This window comes from Amycolatopsis sp. NPDC004169, from assembly GCF_040610315.1.
GTDB lineage: Bacteria > Actinomycetota > Actinomycetes > Mycobacteriales > Pseudonocardiaceae > Amycolatopsis.
In genome coordinates this window covers 31,769-52,019 of sequence record NZ_JBEXMD010000017.1, presented here as the reverse complement: position 1 = coordinate 52,019, position 20,251 = coordinate 31,769, and the positions used below count along the sequence as shown (strand labels likewise).

Genomic DNA, 20,251 nt, shown 5'->3' with positions numbered 1-20,251 from the left:
TCGTCCGTGTTCGCGCCCCGGTGCACCCGGCTGGCGCCCGGTGACCTGGGAGGACCCATCGACGAGCCCGGCCTGCCCGCCCTCCGAGACCGGGCGCGCGAGCGCGTGCGGACGGTGCTCGCCGCCGTCCCGTTGCCGCGGCCGTGGTCGATGAACGCCTGGGTCGACGGCCTCGAAGCGTGGCGCGGCCGTGAGATCGACCTCGTCCCGATCGCGTACCGGCCCGGTCAGCCGTCCGGCGCGTGGCAGGCCCGGCCGGACTACGACCTGATCGCCTACACCGAGCACACGTCGGCGCTGCACCAGGACCACATCATCGCCCACGAGCTGGCCCACATGCTGTGCGCGCACACCGGGACGTGCCTGATGTCGGAGGCCGAGGCCGCCGAGCTCGCGCCGGACCTCGCGCCGCGGGCGTTGTCGCACCTGCTCACCCGCGTCACGACCGGGACCGACGAGTACGAGGCCGAGCTGATCGCCGTGTTGCTGATGAGCGCCGCGACGAGCGAGCCACCCGCCGTTCAGCCGGGTGCGTCCGGCCGAGCGGCGGACCAGGCTAGGCGGCTGGCGGCACTCCTGGGATAGTCGCCTCCCGTGATCGACATACTTTTCGTCGGGGTCGGGCTCTTCGCGCTGTTCGCCGGAATCTGGCGGGCGAACCGCGCCCGCCGCACCGGGGCGGGCGCGGGCCTTGCCGTCTCGCTCATCGCGCTGGGCGCGGCGTTCTGCTTCCTGTCCAACCGGGCGCAGCAGTTCGAGAGCGAGCTCTACCCGAGCCTGGGCCGGCTGTTGTCGAACCTGGCGACGATGGTGGCGGCCTACGGCATCGGCCTGACGGTCGCCGAGATCAGCGGCACCCGCGACCGCGGCCGCCGCACCCGGCTGGTCGCGCTCGGCGTCGCGCTGACCATCCTGGTGGTGACCTTCTTCAGCACCTCGGACCTCCCGCGCGGCATCGGCCTGTTCGACGAGCTGTACCGCACGCACCCGACGCTGGTCGTCTACGTCTTCACCTACACCGTCTACCTGGGCCTGGCGGTGCTCGACATCGGTTTCGTGGCGGCGGTGACGATCCGGGCGAGCGGGGGAGCGCTGCGGGCGGGGCTCGCGCTGCTGCTGCTCGCGTCGGCGTTCGCGATCGCGTACCTGGCCGGGAAGGTGGTCGCGACGATCCACGCCCTGCAGGCCGAGCACCCGGTGAAGGCGTTGTGCCGCGGGCCGTTCTCGACGCTGCCGTGCGCGCTCGACGTCGGGTTCCCGGCGGTGTCGGTGCTGCTGATCGTGCTGGGCCTGACGATCCCGTCGATCCCGGGACTGGCGGCGGCCCGCCGCGACGCCCGGACACTGCGCCTGCTCCGCCCGCTGCGTGCCCACCTGACGCGGCGGTTCCCGGAGATCACCCGCATCGACCCGGCGGGGTCGTCCCGCCGCGAGCGCCTGCTGACGGCGATGAGCGAAACCAACGACGGCCTGATCCTGGCCGGGGTGACCCCGGAAGTGCCGCCGGCGACGGCGGCGAGGCTGGTGCGCGACCTCCCGGACGAGCCATCCGAGGTCGAGCCGCCCACCGCGGCCGCGGAACCGTTCGCCGCGGACGTGGCCCGGCTGCGTGCGATCGCCCGCGAGTACCGCAACCTGGAAGGAGCCACGCCGGCCGACACCGAGCGGTGACCCGGGCGCGAAGGCTTGGCCGCGAAGCGCGTGCGTCACCCGCCGAACGGTGCCTCCAGCCGCGGTTCCCAGCCGCGCTCCGTCAGCGCCACCAGCTGCAGGGCTTCGGCGCGGGCTTCGATCGGCAGCAACGGCCGCACTTCGACGGCGGCCCGCTCGAGCGTTTCCGCCGAACCGCCCATCGCGACGGTCAGGTGCGCAGCCGGTCGCGGCCCGAACCGGCCGCCGTACGGCAGCACCTCCGGCCACCGGGCGCAGACCGCATCGGCCACCGCCTGCAGCTCCGGCGCCGCCAAGGCCACGAAACCCGGCGCCACCACCAGCTCCGCCAACCGCACGTCCACCGGCGCGACCCCGGCCGCCAGCGAGCGCACCTCCGCCAGGACCTGGCCGGTCAGCGACTCGTCCGGCAGGAACGGGTACAACGCCGTCACGTGGGCGGGCAAGCCGGGACGGACCAGGGAAGCATCGACCCGCCGCGCCGCAGCCAGCACCGGCTCGGCAGCGGGCAGGAGGATCACGAGCGCGGTGGTTCCTGGCGAAGGCACCCCCGCATCATGGCAGTCACGCGATCACGGCGGTCAGGCGACGGCGGCCTCCGGGAACCGCCCCGAGCGGGCCAGCGCCAGGCTGCGACGGCACAGTTCGACCAGCTCCTGGTTGGCGCGGCTGTGCGGGACCGACCCGCACAGCTCGCACCGGATGGTCACCGCACCGATCAGCTCGTCCACGGCGACCAGGGCCTGGTGGTCGCAACGGCGGCACCACCGGTACCCGATCGCCGGGTTCGTGTGCACCGGTGACGCCACGCAGTCGTGCAGCCAGCGGCGGTGCGTCCGGCACGTCACGCGGTCCGTCGGATCGAGGCCGCCGGCGTCCTCGACGTGGTCTTCCTGCGCCAGCGTGGCCGCCAGCAGCGGTTCCCGCGGCGCGGCCGGCCTGTCCTCCAGGCTCGGGGTGGCCCACGCGTGGTGGTCGCCGCATCGGCACTTCTCGGTCATGTCGCCCCCAGTGGTCGGGTCGTTCGTTGCGTCGAGTGTGAGCGCGGCAACAGAACGTCGACAACCGTGAAAACGCGCAGTTTCGACCGGCGGCACGTCACCCGCGGCAGGCGGATGAGCGGACTTCGGCGCGCAGGTATGCGAACATATGTTCTATGACCGACGAGGGGCCCATCCTGCACGCCGACCTCGATTCGTTCTACGCCTCGGTCGAACAGCGGGACGACCCGTCGCTCAAGGGGCGGCCGGTGATCGTCGGCGGCGGGGTCGTGCTCGCCGCGAGTTACGAGGCCAAGGCCTACGGCGTGCGCACCGCGATGGGCGGCGCGCAGGCCCGGCGGCTGTGCCCGCACGCGGTCGTCGTGCGCCCGCGGATGTCGGCCTACCTGGCCGCCAGCCGGGCGGTGTTCGAGGTCTTCCACGACACGACGCCGTGGGTGGAAGGCATCTCGATCGACGAAGCGTTCCTGGACGTCGGAGGGTTGACCAGGATCGGCGGGCGGCCGAGCCGCATCGCCGAACGGCTGCGGGCGGCCGTCGCGGAGCGGGCCGGGCTGCCGATCACCGTCGGGGTGGCGCGCACCAAGTTCCTCGCCAAGGTCGCCAGCCGCGTCGCCAAGCCCGACGGCCTGCTCGTCGTCCCGCACGACGGCGAGCTCGCGTTCCTGCACCCGCTGCCGGTCTCGGCGCTCTGGGGCGTCGGCAAGGTCACCGCCGAGAAGCTGCGGGCGCGCGGGATCACGACCGTCGGGCAGCTGGCCGCCGCCGAGCACGTCGACCTCGTCGGCCTGCTCGGCCGGGGCGCCGGGGCGCACCTGCACGACCTGGCGCACAACGAAGACCCGCGCCGCGTGGAGATCGGCACGCGGCGGCGTTCGATCGGCGCCCAGCGGGCCCTCGGCCGCGGCAGGCGGACGCCGGCCGAGCTCGACGTCGTGCTGGTGGCCCTGATCGACCGGATCGCCCGCCGGCTGCGCGCCGCCCGCCGCGTGTGCCGGACCGTGACGATCCGGCTGCGCTTCGCCGACTTCTCCCGCGCCACCCGCTCGCACACGCTGACGGACCCGACGGCGGGCACCGGCGTGCTGCTCGCCGCGGCGCGGGAACTGCTCGTCGCCGCCCTGCCGCTGATCGCCGACCGCGGCATCACCCTGCTGGGCGCGTCCCTGTCCAACCTGGCCGACGACAACCCGTTCCAGCCCACGCTGCCGTTCGAGCGGCAGCGTGCGAGTGAGTTGGACACGGCGTTGGATGCGGTGCGGGATCGGTTCGGGAAGGCTGCGGTCACTCGGGCGGTGTTGCTCGGTCGTCCGGATGATCTCGAGATGCCGATGTTGCCTGACTGAGCGGGTAACCCGGTCACTGCGGCAGGCGCGCGTGCGCCAGTGCGGAAAGCGCGGCGGGCCGCAGTGCGTCAGTGCGCTGCCACAGCCGCGCGGGGATGCTCTGCCGCTGTCCGGCCTGTTCGACGACTTCGAAACCGGCGTCGTGCAGGAGGGTGGCCACAGCGGTGGGGGACAGGAACGTGCGCCACGGCTCTCCGCGCCCGGCCGTCACCGGTCCGACCGCTTCGACGTAGCCGTTCCCGGCCGCGTCGCGCAGTTCCGGGGGCAGCAGGTGGTCGGCCACGATTTCCGAACCGGGTGCGAATCCGCCGAGCTCACGCAAAACCGCGGCAATCGCCGCCGGGGTCAGGTACATGGTGACACCGAGCCAGCTGACGAACACGGGGCGAACCGGGTCCAGTCCACTCTGGACGAGCCGTTCCCGCAGCGGTTCGGCTTCGAAGTCGACCGGGACGAAGGTGACCGACGCCGGTTCGGCGACGCCGGCGCGGGCCAGCAGTTCCCGTTTGGCGGCCTGGGTCGCCGGGTGGTCGACCTCGAACACGCGAAATCGTCGCGAGGTGGTCCGATACGCGAACGAATCGAGGCCGGCGCCGAGAATCAGATACTGGTCTATACCGGAATTGCGGCGCATCAGGCGCGTCTCGGTGAACCGGCTCCGGCACACCGCTTCGGCACGTGCTCCGGCCAGGATCGGATGGGTACCGTGGAGCCGGTGGTAAGCCAGGAGTTCGTCGGCGCGGTCGCCGAGGAGGCGCGCGGCGAGGGTATCGGAGAAGACGAACGGCTCGGCGTCGACGAGCAAATGTGCCGCGCGCGCGGCGGCCGCCAGGAAGGCGGTCTGACTGGTGTGAGGTGCATTACCGGGAAACTCGGCTCGGGTCATGTCGCCACGGTACCGATTGGATTTCGAGCATATCACAAAATTGAATCTTCTTCAACAGTGCGAGCATTTCGGCTCGGTTGCGGTCACCCTGGACGCGGGCGAGCCGCTCGCCCGAGCGGCCATTGTGGACGCTTCAGGGTGTCGCGCGTGCCGGGCATGATTCGACAGGTTAGGGTCTGTCCGACCGTGTTCTGGAGAAGATGAGGAACGACGAATCATGGCGCAACGGGTGCAGGTCCAGATGGTGGACGACCTCGACGGCAGCGAGGCTTCGCAGACCGTCCCCTTCAGCCTCGACGGGGTGACGTACGAGATCGACCTGTCCGAGGAGAACGCCTCCGCGCTGCGGGACGAGCTGGCTCGCTACGTCGCCGCCGCGCGGCGCATCGGCGGCCGCAAGGTCCGCCTCGCGACCGGCCAGTCCCTTGGCGGCTCGTCCGGTGCGAGCACCGACCGCGAGCGCAACCGCCAGATCCGCGAGTGGGCCCAGGCGAACGGCTACGAGGTGGCCGAGCGCGGCCGGCTGTCCAGCGAGATCATCGCGGGCTTCGAGGCCGACCAGGCCGCGGCGGCCGAGCCGGCCGACGCCAAGCCGGCGCGCAAGCGAGCGACCCGCAAGAAGGCTTGAAGCCCGCGCCGGCCGGGAGACGCCCGCCGGCGCCACCCGGCCGGCCGGTGGTCGCCCAGGCGACATCAGGTGGCGTTCGGTGTTCCCCCGGTGCCTGACCGTCACGGGGTCCGGTGCGAAGTGGACGGCAATGCCGGTTCCGGTGCCGCCGAACGGCTGTCGACCCGCCTTGCGGGCGGTGAAGGGTTGTCGGGAGTGGCTCCGATGGCCAGACTGTCAGTGCTCCGCGCGGCCGGTACCGCGCGGGAGCACCGGTCCGGTGGCCGCCTCCTCCCTCGATGGCCACCGGGCCGCCTCCTTTCCCCGGCGTGACGCCCGGCGGCGCCGCCTCGCGCCCGGCCGAGCCGGGTCTTTCTGACTGTTCCTCCGTCGCCCGCCCGGCGGCCCCTGTGCGGTAGTGGCATCGTGGCCGCGGACCGCGCCTCGTCGACGAGGCGGACGAGGCGGACGCCCCTCGAACTACGAGCTGTTGACGCGACCCTCCGCCACGGGCGGCTGCTCCGGGTGATCCTCCCCGGTCCTGCGGTCCGCCGGCCGACGAGGTCCCTCTGCTCCGCCGGCACCCTTGTTCCCGGACAGCTCGGCGATCAACTCCTCCAGTGACCATTGTGGACACCGATCGGTCAAGTTCACTGTGGACGGTGAGCCGGTCCGGGTGTCCGAGTGCTCGACCATCCACCCGCCCGCGCGAAGGCGCCGTGACTCGCTCGAGTCGCGGCGTCTTCGTCGTCCGGGCGTTGACCCTGGCGCAGGTCAGCAGCTATTCTCGATATGCGAAAGAAAAATTCCGGATAGCGAAATTTGAGGTCGCGATGCCTGAAGGTCACTCCCTGCCGTACGTCGCCAACCTGTCGATCCTCTTCAAGGAGGTCCCGCTGCTCGAGCGGGCCGCCGCCGCGCGGGAGGCCGGGTTCACCGACGTCGAGTACTGGTGGCCGTTCGACTCCGCGGTGCCCGCGCGCGAGGACGTGGACGCCTTCGTGCGCAGCCTCGACGGGGTCCGCCTGCGGGGGCTGAACTTCTACGCCGGCGACATGGCCGCGGGGGAGCGGGGCCTGGTGTCGTGGCTCGGCCGCGAGACCGAGTTCGCCGACAGCCTCGTCATCGCCATCGGGATCGCCGAGCGCACCGGCTGCCGCAGCTTCAACGCGCTCTACGGCAACCGGCTCGACGGCGAAGACCCGGCCAAGCAGGACGATCTGGCCCGCGTGCACCTGGACAAGGCCGCCGACGCCGCCGCGCGGATCGGGGCGCAGCTGGTGCTCGAACCGCTCTCCGGCGCGGACCGCTATCCGCTCAAGACCGCCGCGGACGCCGTGGCCGTGCTCGACGACCTCGGGCGCGACAACGTGCGGCTGCTGGCCGACCTCTACCACCTGGCCGTCAACGGCGACGACCTCGACGCACTGGCGACGCGGCACATCGCCCGGATCGGGCACGTGCAAATCGCCGACGCTCCCGGCCGCCACCAGCCCGGCACCGGCGAGCTGGACATCGAGGGGCACTTGGCGAAGCTGCAGAACGCGGGCTACGCCGGGTTCGTCGGGATCGAGTACGTCCCCGACCCCGACACCCTCACGTCGCTCGCCTGGCTGCCGAAAACCCGAAGGGGACGAGCATGAAACTGGGATTCATCGGACTGGGCGTGATGGGCGCCCCGATGGCCGCGCACCTGGTCGCGGCCGGCCACGACGTCAGCGGCTACGACGTCCACCCGGCCGCGGGGGAGAAGCTGCAGGCCGACGGCGGGCGGGCCGCGACCGGCGTCGCCGACGCGGTGGCCGGAGCCGACGTCGTGATCACGATGCTGCCGGACCACCCGCAGGTCGAGGCGGTCGTGCTGGCCGACGGCGGCGTCCTGGACACCGCCGAGCCCGGCACGCTGCTGATCGACATGAGCACCATCCGCCCGGAGACGTCGATCGCCGTCGCCGAAGCGGCTCGGGACAAGAAGATCCGGGTCCTCGACGCGCCGGTGTCGGGTGGGCAGGCCGGGGCCGAGCAGGCGTCGCTGTCCATCATGGTCGGGGGCGCGCAAGAAGACTTCGCGGCTGCGAAGCCGGTGCTCGACGCGCTCGGCAAGACGATCGTGCACGTCGGCCCGCACGGCGCCGGCCAGGTCGTGAAGGCCGCCAACCAGCTCGTCGTCGGCGGGATCTACGGGCTCGTCGCCGAGGCGATCGTGCTGCTGGAAGCGTCCGGTGTGGACGCCGCCACCGGGCTCGACGTGCTCGCCGGCGGCCTCGCGGGCAGCCGGATCCTCGAGCTCAAGCGCAAGTCCATGGTGGACCGGCAGTTCGCGCCCGGCTTCCGGATCGACCTGCACCACAAGGACATGGGGATCGCGCTGGCCGCCGCCCGGCAGGCCGGCGTCGCGCTCCCGCTCACCGGGCTGGTCGCCCAGCTCGTCGCCGCCGGCCGTGCCATGGGGTACGGCGCCGAAGACCACTCGGCCTTGCTGAAGGTCGCCGAACAGTTGTCGGGCCGCGTCCCGGCGGAGGTGTGACATGCCCAGAATCCCCGCGATGCAGGCGGTCGTCGACGTCCTGGAGAGCGAAGGCGTCGACACCGTCTTCGGCTGCCCCGGCGCTGCCATCCTCCCGCTGTATAACGCCCTGCAAGGCCGGGCGATCGAGCACCTGATCGTGCGCCACGAAGAAGGTGCGACGCACATGGCCGACGGCTGGGCCAGGACGAACGGCAACGTCGGCGTCGCCATCGGCACGTCCGGTCCGGCCGGCACGAACATGATCACCGGGCTCTACACCGCACACGCGGACTCGATCCCGATGATCTGCATCACCGGCCAGGCGGCCACGACCAAGCTGCACCAGGAAGCCTTCCAAGCGGTCGACATCGTCGAGATCGCCAAGCCGGTGACGAAGTGGGCGGTGCAGGTCAAGGAGGCGGCGCAGCTGCCGTGGATCTTCCGCGAGGCGTTCCGGGTCGCCCGCTCGGGCCGTCCCGGCCCTGTCCTCATCGACCTGCCGATCGACGTGCAGAAGCAGGACATCGAGTGGGACTCCTCGATCGACTCGCCGCTGCCGGTGACCCGGGTGACCCCGGCACCCGCGCGGGTCGAGCGGGCCCTCGACCTGCTGCTGGCCGCCGAACGGCCGCTGATCCTGGCCGGCGGCGGGGTGGTCCTCGGCGAGGCGAGCGAGCGGCTGCGGGCCGCGGCCGAGCGCCTCGACGTCCCGGTGCAGGTGACGCTGATGGGCAAGGGGAGCTTCCCCGAGGACCACGAGCTGTTCGCCGGGATGGCCGGCATCCAGACGTCGCAGCGCTGGGCGAACGCGGCCTTCCTGGAGGCCGACCTGGTGCTGGCGCTGGGCGCGCGGTTCGGCGACCGGCACACCGGCGAGCTGTCGGTCTACCGCGGGGACCGGAAGTTCATCCACGTCGACATCGAGCCCACCCAGCTGGGCAAGGTGTTCGGCCCCGACCTCGGGATCGTCTCGGACACGCGGGAGTTCCTCGACGCGCTGCTGGCGGCGCTGGAGAAGCGCTCGGTGCCGCCCCGGCGCGCGTGGGTCGGGCGGATCGGCGAGCTCAAGGAGGCGCTGCCGCGGCGCGACGACTTCGACAGCCTGCCGATCAAGGCGCCGCGGGTCTTCAAGGAGATCAACGAAACCTTCGGCGAGGACACCTACTTCGTCACCGCGATCGGGCTCTACCAGATCTGGTCGGGCCAGTTCCAGAAGGCGCACAAGCCGCGGCACTACCAGGTGTGCGGCCAGGCCGGCCCGCTCGGCTGGGAGATCCCCGCCGCGATCGGCGTCAAGAAGGCCCGGCCCGGAGCCGAGGTCGTCGGCGTGGTCGGCGACTACTCGTTCCAGTTCCTCGTCGAGGAGCTGGCGGTGGCCGCCCAGTACGACGTCGGGTTCGTGCTGATCATGCTGAACAACGAGTACCTCGGCCTGATCCGCCAGGCCGAGACCGGCTACGACATGAACTTCGAAGTCGACATCCACTACGACGCGAACGGCACCGACAACGTCAAGATCATGGAGGCCTACGGCTGCTCCGGCACCCGGGTGCACGAGCCGGGGGAGATCCGGACGTCCCTGGAGTGGGCGCGCAAGGAGGCCGAGCGCACCAGCCGCCCGGTCCTGGTCGAGATCATGATCGAACGCGAAGGCAACGCCGCCATGGGGGCCGCGCTCGACGCCGTCAAGGAGTTCGAACCCGCCTGACACCCGCGTGACCACGGCCGCCGCCCGAGACCTGACCTCGTGCGGCGGCCGTTGCGCGTCCGCGATCGCGCGGTTGTCGGAAAGTACAAACCGGGGCCGTAAATTCACCCGTCTTTCAGGGGTTTTGCCGTGGTCGCGGCCACACCCCAGCGTGTGTACTTCTTCACGAAGCAGCCCCGAAAGGACGTCCACAGTGGAATTCCTCCGACCCGCCTCGCTGGCCGACGCGCTCGCCGCGCGCGCCGCGAACCCCGGTGCGGTCCCGATCGCCGGCGGCACGGACGTGATGGTCGAGCTCAACTTCGACCACCGCCGTCCGGAAGCCCTGCTCGACCTCGGGCGCGTCCCCGAACTGCACGAGCACGGCAGCGACGGCGGCCGGATCCGGATCGGCGCGGCCGTGCCCTACACCCGGATCATCGCGGAGCTGGGTGCCCGGCTGCCCGGGCTGGCGATGGCCGCGCGGACCGTCGGGTCCCCGCAGATCCGCAACCGCGGTTCCGTCGGGGGCAATCTGGGCGCGGCTTCACCCGCCGGCGACTCGCACCCGGCGCTGCTGGCCGCCGACGCCGAGGTCGAAATCGCCTCGGTGCGGGGGACGCGGATCGTCGCGGCGAAGGACTTCTACACCGGCGTGAAGCGGAATGTCCTGGAGCCGGACGAGCTGATCACGGCCGTGCTCGTCGAACCGGCCACGGGACCGCAGCAGTTCAGCAAGATCGGCACCCGCAACGCGATGGTCATCGCGGTCGCGGCCTTCGGGCTGGCGCTGCACCCCGCCGAAAAGCGGGTCGGCACCGGCGTCGGCTCGGCCGCGCCCACCCCACGCCGGGCTTTCGAGGCCGAAGAGTTCCTGGCCGGGGAGCTGGACTGGGAGTCGCCGCGGGCGTTGACCGACTCGGTGAAGCGGCGCTTCGGTGACCTGGTCGCCGGAGCCGCGTCGCCGATCGACGACGTCCGGGGGAGTGCGGCCTACCGCCGTCACGCGCTGGGGGTCATGGCGCGCAGGACGCTGACCTGGGCTTGGACCGAATACTGCGAGGGGAGCGCGAAGTGCGCGTGAACGTCACCGTCAACGGCGAGCACCGCCGGGCGGACAACGTCTGGGAAGGCGAGAGCCTGCTCTACGTGCTGCGCGAGCGGCTCGGCCTGCCGGGCTCGAAGAACGCCTGCGAACAGGGCGAATGCGGCTCCTGCACGGTCTACCTCGACGGCGTCCCGGCGTGCGCGTGCCTGGTCGCGGCCGGGCAGGCCGAAGGCCGCGAGGTCGTCACGGTCGAGGGCCTGGCGTCCGGCGACGACCTCGACCCGGTGCAGGAATCGTTCGTCGAAAAGGGCGCGGTCCAGTGCGGGTTCTGCACGCCCGGCCTGCTGGTCGCGGCGCACGACCTGATCGAGCGCGTCCCGGACCCCAGCGACGTCGAGATCCGCGAGGCCCTCGCCGGCAACCTGTGCCGCTGCACCGGCTACGAGAAGATCCTCGACGCCGTCCGCGACGCGGCCGCGAAGAAGGCCGTCCGATGAGCGCCCCGGCCCGCTCCCCGCAGGAGCTGCACGACACGATCGCCGGCGGCATCGGCGAGAGCCCGTTGCGCCCGGACGGCACGCTCAAGGTCCGCGGCGAATTCGCCTACTCCTCGGACCTGTGGCACGAGGACATGCTGTGGGGCGCCACCCTGCGCAGCCCGCACCCGCACGCCCGGATCGTCCGCCTCGACGTCTCCCGCGCGCTCGCCCAGCCGGGCGTGCACGCCGTGCTGACGCACGAGGACGTCCCCGGCGAGAACGTCTACGGCCTCAAGTACCAGGACACCCCCGCGCTCGCCGACGGCCTGGTCCGCTACCAGGGCGAGCCGATCGCCATCCTGGCCGCCGACCACCCCGAGATCGCGCGGCAGGCGCTGAAGGAGATCGTCGTCGAGTACGACGTCCTCGAGCCGATCACCGACCCCGAGCTGGCCGCGCACGACGACACCCTGCCGAAGCTGCACCCGGGCGGGAACCTGGTCCGCCACCAGCGGATCGTCAAGGGCGACCCGAACGCCACCGCGGACGTCGTCGTCTCCGGCGTGTACGAGATCGGCATGCAGGACCAGGCGTTCCTCGGCCCGGAGTCCGGGCTCGCGGTGCCGGCCGAGGACGGCGGTGTCGACCTCTACCTGGCCACCCAGTGGCTGCACGTCGACCAGCGGCAGACGGCGAAGGCCCTCGGCCTGCCGCTGGAGAAGGTCCGGCTGACGCTGTCCGGCGTCGGTGGTGCCTTCGGCGGCCGCGAGGACCTGTCGATGCAGATCCACTCGTGCCTGCTCGCGCTGCGGACCGGACGTCCGGTGAAGATGAGCTACAACCGCGAAGAGTCGTTTTTCGGGCACGTCCACCGCCACCCGGCGAAGATGTACTACGAGCACGGCGCCACCCGCGACGGCAAGCTCGTCTACGTCCGCGCGAAGCTCTACTTCGACGGTGGCGCGTACGCGTCCAAGACGCCGGTCGTGGTCGGCAACGGCACCACGCTGAGCGTCGGCCCCTACGACGTCCCGAACGCCCACATCGAGGGCTGGGGCGTCTACACCAACAACCCCACCTGCGGCGCGATGCGCGGCCTGGGCGCGGTCCAGCCGACGTACGCCTACGAGTCCCAGATGGACAAGCTGGCGTCCGCTTTGGACATGGACCCGGCGGAACTGCGGATCCGCAACGCCCTGAGCGAAGGGTCCACTGTGGTCACCGGGCAGGTGGTCGACTTCCCGGCGCCGGTCGCCGAGTTGGTGCAGCGGGTCCGGGACCTGCCGCTGCCGCCCGTGCCCGCAGGCGACCGCGACATCCGGGAGCTGCCGGGAGGTGCGTCCAACACCACCCACGGCGAAGGTGTCGTGCGCGGGGTCGGTTACGGCGTGACGATCAAGAACATCTCCTACGCCGAAGGCCTCGACGACTACTCGACCGCCCGCGTCCGCCTGGAGGTGCTCGGCGGCGAGCCGGTGGCGATGGTGCACACCGCCGCGGCCGAGGTCGGCCAGGGGCTGGTGACCCTGCAGCAGCAGATCGCCCGCACCGAGCTGGGCGTGACGCGGGTGAGCGTGCACCCGGCCGACACGAGCGTCGGCGACGCCGGGTCGAGCTCGGCGTCGCGTCAGACGTACGTCACCGGCGGCGCGGTCCGCAACGCGTGCCGTGCGGTCGCCGAAGCCGTCTACGCCCGGCTCGGCATCACCGCCGAAGGCATGTCCTTGACCGGTGGGAAGGTGGTCGCGGCCGACGGCGAAGTCGTCGCGGACCTGGCCGAGCTGCTCGGCGACACCGCGATCGAGGAGACCCGCGAGTTCCACCACCGCCCCACCTTCCCCCTCGACCCGGAGACCGGCCAGGGCGACGCCCACGTGCAGTACGGCTTCTCGGCCCACCGTGCGGTGGTCGACGTCGACCTGGACCTCGGCCTGGTCAAAGTCGTGCAGCTCGACTGCGCCCAGGACGTCGGCAAGGCGATGAACCCCGACGCCGTCGTCGCCCAGATCCAGGGCGGCTCGGCGCAGGGCCTCGGCCTCGCCGTGATGGAGGAGATCCTGGTCAAGGACGGGAAGGTGCGGAACCCGTCGTTCACCGACTACCTCATCCCGACCATCCTCGACATGCCGCCGATGCGCGTCGACGTCCTCGAACGGCCCGACCCGCACGCGCCCTACGGCGTCCGCGGTGTCGGCGAGCCGCCGACGATCTCGGCGACGCCCGCGATCGCCAACGCCATCCGCGCGGCCACCGGCCTCGAGCTGCCGCGCGTCCCGATCCGCCCCGAGCACATCACCGGAGTTTGAGATGACCACGTCCCTTTCCGTCGAGCAGCGCTGGCTGGACGAAGCCGTCCGCATCGCCACGCACAACGTCGAGAACGGCGGCGGCCCGTTCGGCGCGCTGATCGTCCGCGACGGCGAGGTCGTCGCCACCGGCGTCAACCGCGTCACGGCGAACCTCGACCCGACCGCGCACGCCGAGGTGGTCGCGATCCGCGCGGCCTGCCAGGAGCTGGGCACGTTCAAGCTGGACGGCTGCGTGCTGGTCTCCAGCTGCGAGCCGTGCCCGATGTGCTTGTCCTCGGCGCTGTGGGCGCGCGTGGACAAGGTCGTCTTCGCCGCCGACCGCGACGACGCGGCCAAGGCCGGCTTCGACGACCGCGCCTTCTACGAACTCTTCGACCGTCCGCGCGAAACGTGGACGGTACCCGTGACGCGACTGTCCGCAACGGACGGTTTCGCCCCCTTCGCGGCTTGGCTCGACAAGAGCGACCGCACCGACTACTGACCCACAAGGCCAGCTGACCGGAGCAAATCGAATCGAACGTCCCGCTCGCCCAGGCACGGCGCTGTGCCTTGGCCTGGCCGAGCACACCCACCGGCAAGGGCAGGACGCATGACCCAGACGGAAGTCCCCACTCCAGTAGTCGACGAAGTACCCGAACAACGCCGTTCTCTGATCGACAAGCTGTTCGAGCTGCGAGCCCGGCAGACCACGATCGGCCGTGAAGTCCGCGGCGGCGTCACCACGTTCGTCGCGATGGCCTACATCGTGCTGCTCAACCCGCTCATCCTCGGCGCCTCCGCCGACATCACCGGCGCCCGGCTCTCCGCCGCGCAGGTGACCACCGCGACCGCGCTGGCCGCCGCCGTGATGACCGTCCTCATGGGACTGGTCGGCAACGCGCCCCTCGCACTGGCCGCCGGGCTCGGCATCAACGGGATCGTCGCCTTCCAGATGGCGCCGTCGATGACCTGGCCGCAGGCGTTCGGGCTGGTCGTGCTCGAAGGCGTGTGCATCGTCCTGATGGCCGTGAGCGGGGTCCGCGAGCGGATCATGAACGCCATCCCGCGGCCGCTGAAGATGGCGATCACCGTCGGGATCGGCCTGTACATCGCCCTGGTCGGGCTGGTCAGTGCCGGGTTCGTGACCCGGATGCCGGACTCGGCGCAGACCACCGTCCCGGTGCGGCTCGGGGCGAGCGGGCACCTGCACGGCTGGCCGATCGTCGTGTTCTGCTTCGGGCTGCTGCTGATGATCGTGCTGATGGCCCGCAAGGTGCCGGGCGCGGTGCTGATCAGCATCGGGGTGGCCACGCTGTTCGCGGTCGTGCTGCACGAGGGGTTCGGCGTCGGCGGCTGGGGCCTCACCACCCCGGCGCTGCCGGACCACGTGGTCGCGGCACCGGACTTCGGGCTCTTCGGCCACATCGACCTGTTCGGCGGCTTTGCCTCGGCGGGCGCGCTCGCCGCCACGGTGTTCCTGTTCACCCTGGTGCTGTCCGGCTTCTTCGACGCCATGGGCACGATCACCAGCGTCGCCGACGAAGCCGGCCTGTCGAAGAACGGCAAGGTGCCGCGGATGGGCCGGATCCTGCTGGTCGACGGCGCGGGGGCGATCACCGGCGGCGTCACCGGCTCCTCGCCGAACACCGTGTTCCTGGAATCGGCGGCCGGCGTCGGCGAGGGTGCGCGGACCGGGCTGGCCAGCGTCGTCACCGGCCTGCTGTTCGCCGGGACGCTGCTGTTCACCCCGCTGGCCGGGGTCGTCCCGGCCCAGGCCGCCGCGCCCGCGCTGGTCGTCATCGGCGGGATGATGGTCGCGCAGTGCCGGACCATCCCGTGGCACGACCCCGACTACACGATCCCGGTGTTCCTGACCGCGGCGCTGATCCCGTTCACCTACTCGATCACCAACGGTGTCGGCGCCGGCCTGATCGCGTTCGTGCTGATCAAGATCGGCCGCGGCAAGTGGCGCGAAGCCGGCTGGCTGCTTTCCCTGCTGGCGCTGGTGTTCGCGGTGTACTTCGCCATCGACGGTGTCGAAGCCCTCTTCCGCTAAGGAGTTCCCGTGGCCCTGATGTTCTTCAACGGCGGCGCCATGCGCGGCGAGCCGCTGCACCACCTGCTCGACGGCTCGCCGTTCGTGGCGGTGGCCGAAACCGCCCCGAAGTACCGCTTCTACGCGGTCGGCGACCAGTGCCCGGCGCTGTACCCGGTGTCCCACGGCGGCGCCGCGGTGACCGGCGAGGTCTACGACGTATCCCTGGACGACCTGCGCGACAAGGTGCTCCCGGCCGAGCCGCACGAGCTGGAGCTGGGCGTGGTCGAGCTGGCCGACGGGAGTTCGGCGTTCGCGATGCTGCTGCGGCGGCCGTACACCTCGCACGTGGCCCTGCGGGACATCACCGAGGTCGGCGACTGGCGGGCGTTCAAGGCGAGCGCGTGAAGGTCCTGGTCGCCCCGGACAAGTTCAAGGGCTCGCTGACCGCGGCGGAGGTGGCGTCGGCGCTCGCGGCCGGCCTGGCCGCCGCCCACCCCGCGGCGGCGGTGACCACCCTCCCGGTGGCCGACGGCGGCGAGGGAACGGTCGACGCCGCCGTCGCCGCCGGGTACTCGCGGATGCGGGTCCCGGCCCGCGGACCGACGGGGGCGCCGGTGACGGCGTCCTACGCGGTCCGCGGGGACACCGCGATCGTCGAGCTGGCCGAGGCATCCGGGCTGCACCGCCTGCCCGGGAAGCCTGCCCCGCTCGACGCGACCAGTGCGGGAACCGGCGACGTCATCGCCGCGGCCCTGCGAGCGGGCTGCCGCCGGATCGTCCTCGGCGTCGGCGGCAGCGCCGGCACGGACGGCGGCGCCGGGATGCTGACCGCCCTGGGCGCCCGCCTCCTCGACGGCGACGGCCGCGACCTCCCCCCGGGCGGTGCGGCGCTCCGGAACCTCGCGGCGCTGGACCTGTCCGGACTGTCCGAAATGGACATCGAGCTGGCGAGCGACGTGGACAACCCGCTGACCGGTCTCCGCGGCGCGGCGGCCGTCTACGCCCCGCAGAAGGGCGCGTCCCCGGCCGACGTCGAGACGCTGGAAGCGGCGTTGCGCCACTGGGCTTCGATCGCCGGTCCGGCGTTCGCCGACCGCCCGGGCGCGGGAGCGGCCGGGGGAGTGGGCTTCGCGGCGATGGCGGTCCTGGGCGCCCGCGTGCGGCCCGGCATCGAGCTCCTGCTCGACCTCCTCGGCTTCGAGGAGGCACTGGCCGGAGCCGCACTGGTGATCACCGGCGAAGGATCGCTCGACGAGCAGACGTTGTCCGGCAAGGCCCCGGCCGGCGTGGCCCGCGCCGCGGCGGCCCGGGGCATCCCGTGCGTGGCGGTGTCCGGACGCTGCCGCCTCTCGGCGAGCCGGCTCGCGGACGCGGGCATCTCGGCGGCGTACGCGTTGACGGACCTGGAACCGGACCCGGCACGCTGCATGACCGAGGCGGCGCCCTTGCTCCGCCGGCTGGCTCATCGCGTCGCGGAGGACTACTTCTCGCCGTCGAGGTGAGCCGGCTGGGTCTCGACCCGGGCGGTCGATATCGAACAGTCGCTACCAACGACTTGTTATCATCGAAACCATGGCGACGAAGACGGCGGAGGACAACCGCACCCGCATCCTCGAGGCGGCGGCGGCCCTGCTGGCGGCCGAGGGCCGCGACGGCCTGTCGACCCGTGCGGTGAGCGCGGCGGCGGGTGTCCAGCCGCCGGCGCTGTACCGGCTGTTCGGGGACAAGGACGGCCTCCTGGACGCGGTCGCGGCGTACGGCTTCGACGAGTACCTCAAGAGCAAGCGCGCCATCGCTGACACGAACGACCCGGTCGAGGACCTCCGCAGCGGCTGGGACCTGCACATCGAGTTCGGCTTGGCCCGCCCGGAGTTCTACGTGCTGATGTACGGCGACGCCCGCCCCGGCCGCACGTCGCCGGCGGCGCAGGAGGCGGAGGCGATGCTGCGGGCCAAGGTCGAGCGGGTGGCGGCCGCGGGCCGGCTCCGAGTGGGCGTCGAGCGAGCGGCCCGGCTGTACCACGCGGCCGGAATGGGTGTGGTCCTGACCCAGATCGCGACGCCCGAAGCCGACCGCGACCCCGAACTCTCGGCCACGGCGAGGGAGACGGTGCTGACCCGCATCCTCACCGGTGTCGAGGAGGAGAAGGGGTCGAACCTCCCGCAGCGGGCTATCGCCCTGCGGGCCGGCCTGGACGGCGCAACGGCGCTGACCGCGGCCGAGCGAACCCTCCTGGCCGAGTGGCTGGACCGCATCGCCAACGCCTAGACAGGTCTCCAGCGTGTCGGCACAGCCGGGATCTGAATCGATCCAGCCCAATCGGACATTGCTTGTCACCCGGCGAACCCTCAATATGTTGCGACCAACAACATATTGAGACGACAACGACGTCGGAGGACCCCGATGATCAGGTGGAAAGCCGTCCTGGCCGGTACCGGAGCAGGCATCCTGCTGGCCGCAACCCTCCAGGGAACGGCCGAGGCCAGCGGAACGGCCACGGACTGCTGCGGAGGAGGAGCCTCCTGGGCCACCGGCAACAAATCCGCGCTGGGAACATCGACGACCACGGCGAGCCCGGTCTGGTTCACCGTCGCCAACGGCGTCACCTCGGAAGTCTTCTACCCCCGGGCCGACGTCCCCAATGTGCAGGACATGCAGTACGTCGTCACGGACGGCTCGACGTTCGTGGACCTGGAGCGGGACGCCACGAACCACGTCGTGACCATGCCCGACGAGAAGGCCCTCCAGTACACGATCACGAACACGGCCAAGAGCGGCAAGTACCGCATCACCACGAACTACGTGACCGACCCGGCCCGGGCGACCCTGGTCACGAACACCCGGTTCCAGTCCCTGGACGGCGGGACCTACCGCCTCTACCTCCTGGCCAACCCCTCGATGGCGGGCGGCGGAGCCAACGACAACGCCTGGTGGGACGGCACCGGACTCGTGGCGAGCGGTACGGAAACCCTCTTCGGCGGAACCGCGACCACGGTCGTCTCGGCCCTGCGGGCCTCGACCGGCTTCACCGCCCACGACAACGGCTACGCCGGCGCGGCCAGCGACTGCCTGGTGGACCTCCGCGCGGACAAGACCCTGAACAACCAGTTCGACAACATCTCCGGAACGGGCAACGTGGTCCAGTGCGGCCAGATCCCGGTCGGGACGGACACGACGTTCACGGTCGCCCTCGGCTACGGTGCCACGGCCGCCGCCGCGAGCTCGGCGGCGAGTGCCTCCCTGAGCAGTGGCTTCAGCGCGGTGTCCGCCTCCTACCGAAGCGGCTGGAACTCCTACGTCGGCAGCCTGAAGCCGGCACCGGCGAGCGTCTCCGGCGACACTCAGCGACGCCGCACCTACTACGTCGCGGCCATGGCCCTGAAGACGGCGGAAGACAAGCAGCACCCGGGAGCGAGCGTGGCGGGCCTGGCCACCCCCTGGGGCGACTTCACCAACGGCGACCACCTCAACGACGGCTACCACCGGGTCTGGGGCCGCGACCTCTACCAGCAGGCCACCGGCCTGCTGGCCGCCGGGGACAGCGCCCAGGCCAAGCGGATGGCGCAGTTCCTCTGGAACTCCCAGTGGATCGGCAGCCCCACGGCCGGTGACGGCACGACCTACCCGGCCGGCTCGTTCCCCCGCTACAGCCCGGTTTCCGGGGTGGCCGGGGCGAGCGCTCAGCAGCTCGGGTGCTGCGAACAGCTGGACCAGGACGCGAACGCCGTCCTCCTGGCCTGGCTGACCGGCCTCACCGACGCCTCGACCTACGCGAAGGTCAAGACGACGGCGAACCACATCGCCGCCACCGGCCCGGACACCACCGAACGCTGGGAAGAGCAGTACGGCAAGTCACCGTCCTCGGTGGCGGCGGAGATCGCCGGGCTGATCGCGGCCGGCGCCATCGCCCGAGCCAACGGGGACACGGCGAGCGCCGCGGCCTGGGAGTCCACAGCGGACTCCTGGCGCAACTCCCTGGCCGGCTGGACCGTGACGACGTCCGGCTACTGGGGCGGCCACACGTACTACGAGCGGCTCGACCGCTCCGGCAACCCCAACGACACGGCCACGATCTGCTTCGACGAAGGCTGCTTCTACGAGCACGACGTCACCGACTTCGGCTTCCTCGACCTGGTCCGCCTCGGCATCCGCCCGGCCGGCGACGCGACGATCGCGAACTCGGTGGCCCCGACGGCGGCCGCGTCCGACGGCAACTCGGCGGTGCAGGTGACCCTCCCGAACGGCGACGTCTACTTCCACCGCTACCCGCACGACAACTACGGCGAGAGCACGGCGAACTGCAGCGGCTGGCCCGCGAACGGCAGCCAGCGCTTCGGCAGGCTGTGGCCGGTGCTGTCGGGGGAGCGCGGGCAGTACGAGCTCGCCAACGGCCGCTCGGCCGCGGTGTACCTCAAGTCCATGGCGGACTCGGTCAACGACGGCTACTTCGTCCCCGAGCAGGTCTGGGACCGGGCGGACGTCGGCTGCTTCGGGCTCGGCCGCCCGACGGGCAGCGCGGGCCCGCTGATGTGGGCCGAAGGCCAGTACCTGCGGCTGGCCCAGAACATCGACGCCGGCCAGAACCTCGACACGCCGTCGATCGTCAAGGCCCGCTACGGCACCTGACCGGCCGGAGGGACGACACGCCCCCTCGTCGTGTCGTCCCTCCAGGCACGCGTGTCGTCCGCCCG

19 protein-coding genes are annotated in these 20,251 nt (G+C 71.7%); 16 read left to right on the top strand and 3 right to left on the bottom strand.

The features are described 5' to 3' along the window. The first annotated feature begins 6 nt into the window (after positions 1-6). Positions 7-585, top strand: a complete 579-nt coding sequence (locus ABZX11_RS23495; RefSeq protein WP_254896631.1) for a hypothetical protein — start codon at positions 7-9, stop codon at positions 583-585. Positions 586-594: 9 nt separating this feature from the next. Beyond that, complete coding sequence (locus tag ABZX11_RS23490; RefSeq protein WP_354916250.1) at positions 595-1,671, top strand: hypothetical protein; 1,077 nt, start codon at positions 595-597, stop codon at positions 1,669-1,671. A gap of 35 nt (positions 1,672-1,706) precedes the next feature. Here ABZX11_RS23490 and ABZX11_RS23485 read toward each other — a convergent pair whose 3' ends face one another. After that, positions 1,707-2,219: a 2'-5' RNA ligase family protein gene (locus ABZX11_RS23485; protein WP_354916247.1), complete on the bottom strand. Its 513-nt coding sequence runs from the start codon at positions 2,217-2,219 to the stop codon at positions 1,707-1,709. A 33-nt stretch (positions 2,220-2,252) separates the two neighbouring features. Beyond that, the gene (locus tag ABZX11_RS23480) at positions 2,253-2,672 is read right to left on the bottom strand and encodes a hypothetical protein (protein WP_354916244.1); all 420 of its coding nucleotides are present in this window, start codon (positions 2,670-2,672) and stop codon (positions 2,253-2,255) included. Positions 2,673-2,827: 155 nt separating this feature from the next. Between ABZX11_RS23480 and dinB the strand changes: the two genes are divergently transcribed. Further along, positions 2,828-4,018: a DNA polymerase IV gene (gene dinB, locus ABZX11_RS23475; protein ID WP_354916241.1), complete on the top strand. Its 1,191-nt coding sequence runs from the start codon at positions 2,828-2,830 to the stop codon at positions 4,016-4,018. Positions 4,019-4,031: 13 nt separating this feature from the next. On the opposite strand, the gene ABZX11_RS23470 is transcribed toward dinB, so the two are convergent. Then, on the bottom strand, positions 4,032-4,904 hold the full coding sequence (locus tag ABZX11_RS23470; protein ID WP_354916238.1) for an SAM-dependent methyltransferase: 873 nt from the start codon (positions 4,902-4,904) through the stop codon (positions 4,032-4,034). A gap of 217 nt (positions 4,905-5,121) precedes the next feature. Between ABZX11_RS23470 and ABZX11_RS23465 the strand changes: the two genes are divergently transcribed. From ABZX11_RS23465 to ABZX11_RS23405, 13 genes are all read left to right on the top strand, one after another. Beyond that, positions 5,122-5,532 carry an Lsr2 family protein gene (locus ABZX11_RS23465; protein ID WP_176169740.1) on the top strand — a complete coding sequence of 137 codons (411 nt, stop codon included), beginning with the start codon at positions 5,122-5,124 and terminating at the stop codon, positions 5,530-5,532. Between the two features lie 812 nt (positions 5,533-6,344). Beyond that, complete coding sequence (locus ABZX11_RS23460) at positions 6,345-7,154, top strand: TIM barrel protein (protein ID WP_354916235.1); 810 nt, start codon at positions 6,345-6,347, stop codon at positions 7,152-7,154. Beyond that, positions 7,151-8,038 (top strand): NAD(P)-dependent oxidoreductase, encoded by an 888-nt coding sequence (locus tag ABZX11_RS23455; RefSeq protein WP_176169738.1) that lies wholly within the window; start codon positions 7,151-7,153, stop codon positions 8,036-8,038. The genes ABZX11_RS23460 and ABZX11_RS23455 overlap by 4 nt, the downstream gene beginning before the upstream one ends. Before the next feature lies 1 nt (position 8,039). Further along, the gene (gcl, locus tag ABZX11_RS23450; protein WP_176169737.1) at positions 8,040-9,728 is read left to right on the top strand and encodes a glyoxylate carboligase; all 1,689 of its coding nucleotides are present in this window, start codon (positions 8,040-8,042) and stop codon (positions 9,726-9,728) included. A 193-nt stretch (positions 9,729-9,921) separates the two neighbouring features. Continuing rightward, positions 9,922-10,791: an FAD binding domain-containing protein gene (locus ABZX11_RS23445; RefSeq protein ID WP_176169736.1), complete on the top strand. Its 870-nt coding sequence runs from the start codon at positions 9,922-9,924 to the stop codon at positions 10,789-10,791. After that, entirely contained in the window at positions 10,782-11,252 is a 471-nt protein-coding gene (locus ABZX11_RS23440; protein ID WP_176169735.1) for a (2Fe-2S)-binding protein, read from the top strand. Before ABZX11_RS23445 ends, ABZX11_RS23440 begins: the two co-directional genes overlap by 10 nt. Next, the gene (pucD, locus tag ABZX11_RS23435; RefSeq protein ID WP_354916230.1) at positions 11,249-13,540 is read left to right on the top strand and encodes a xanthine dehydrogenase subunit D; all 2,292 of its coding nucleotides are present in this window, start codon (positions 11,249-11,251) and stop codon (positions 13,538-13,540) included. Before ABZX11_RS23440 ends, pucD begins: the two co-directional genes overlap by 4 nt. 1 nt (position 13,541) lies before the next feature. Continuing rightward, positions 13,542-14,024: a nucleoside deaminase gene (locus tag ABZX11_RS23430; protein ID WP_176177638.1), complete on the top strand. Its 483-nt coding sequence runs from the start codon at positions 13,542-13,544 to the stop codon at positions 14,022-14,024. A gap of 108 nt (positions 14,025-14,132) precedes the next feature. Then, a complete protein-coding gene (locus ABZX11_RS23425; RefSeq protein ID WP_354916227.1) occupies positions 14,133-15,578 on the top strand; it encodes an NCS2 family permease in 1,446 nt (481 codons plus the stop codon). A 9-nt stretch (positions 15,579-15,587) separates the two neighbouring features. Further along, positions 15,588-15,965, top strand: a complete 378-nt coding sequence (locus ABZX11_RS23420; protein WP_354916224.1) for a gamma-glutamylcyclotransferase — start codon at positions 15,588-15,590, stop codon at positions 15,963-15,965. Beyond that, positions 15,962-17,062 carry a glycerate kinase gene (locus ABZX11_RS23415; protein WP_354916221.1) on the top strand — a complete coding sequence of 367 codons (1,101 nt, stop codon included), beginning with the start codon at positions 15,962-15,964 and terminating at the stop codon, positions 17,060-17,062. The genes ABZX11_RS23420 and ABZX11_RS23415 overlap by 4 nt, the downstream gene beginning before the upstream one ends. 70 nt (positions 17,063-17,132) lie before the next feature. Next, complete coding sequence (locus tag ABZX11_RS23410; RefSeq protein WP_176169732.1) at positions 17,133-17,828, top strand: TetR/AcrR family transcriptional regulator; 696 nt, start codon at positions 17,133-17,135, stop codon at positions 17,826-17,828. Positions 17,829-17,963: 135 nt separating this feature from the next. Continuing rightward, positions 17,964-20,186, top strand: coding sequence for a glycoside hydrolase family 15 protein (locus tag ABZX11_RS23405; protein ID WP_354916218.1), 2,223 nt, complete (start codon positions 17,964-17,966; stop codon positions 20,184-20,186). The last annotated feature ends 65 nt before the right edge of the window (positions 20,187-20,251 follow it).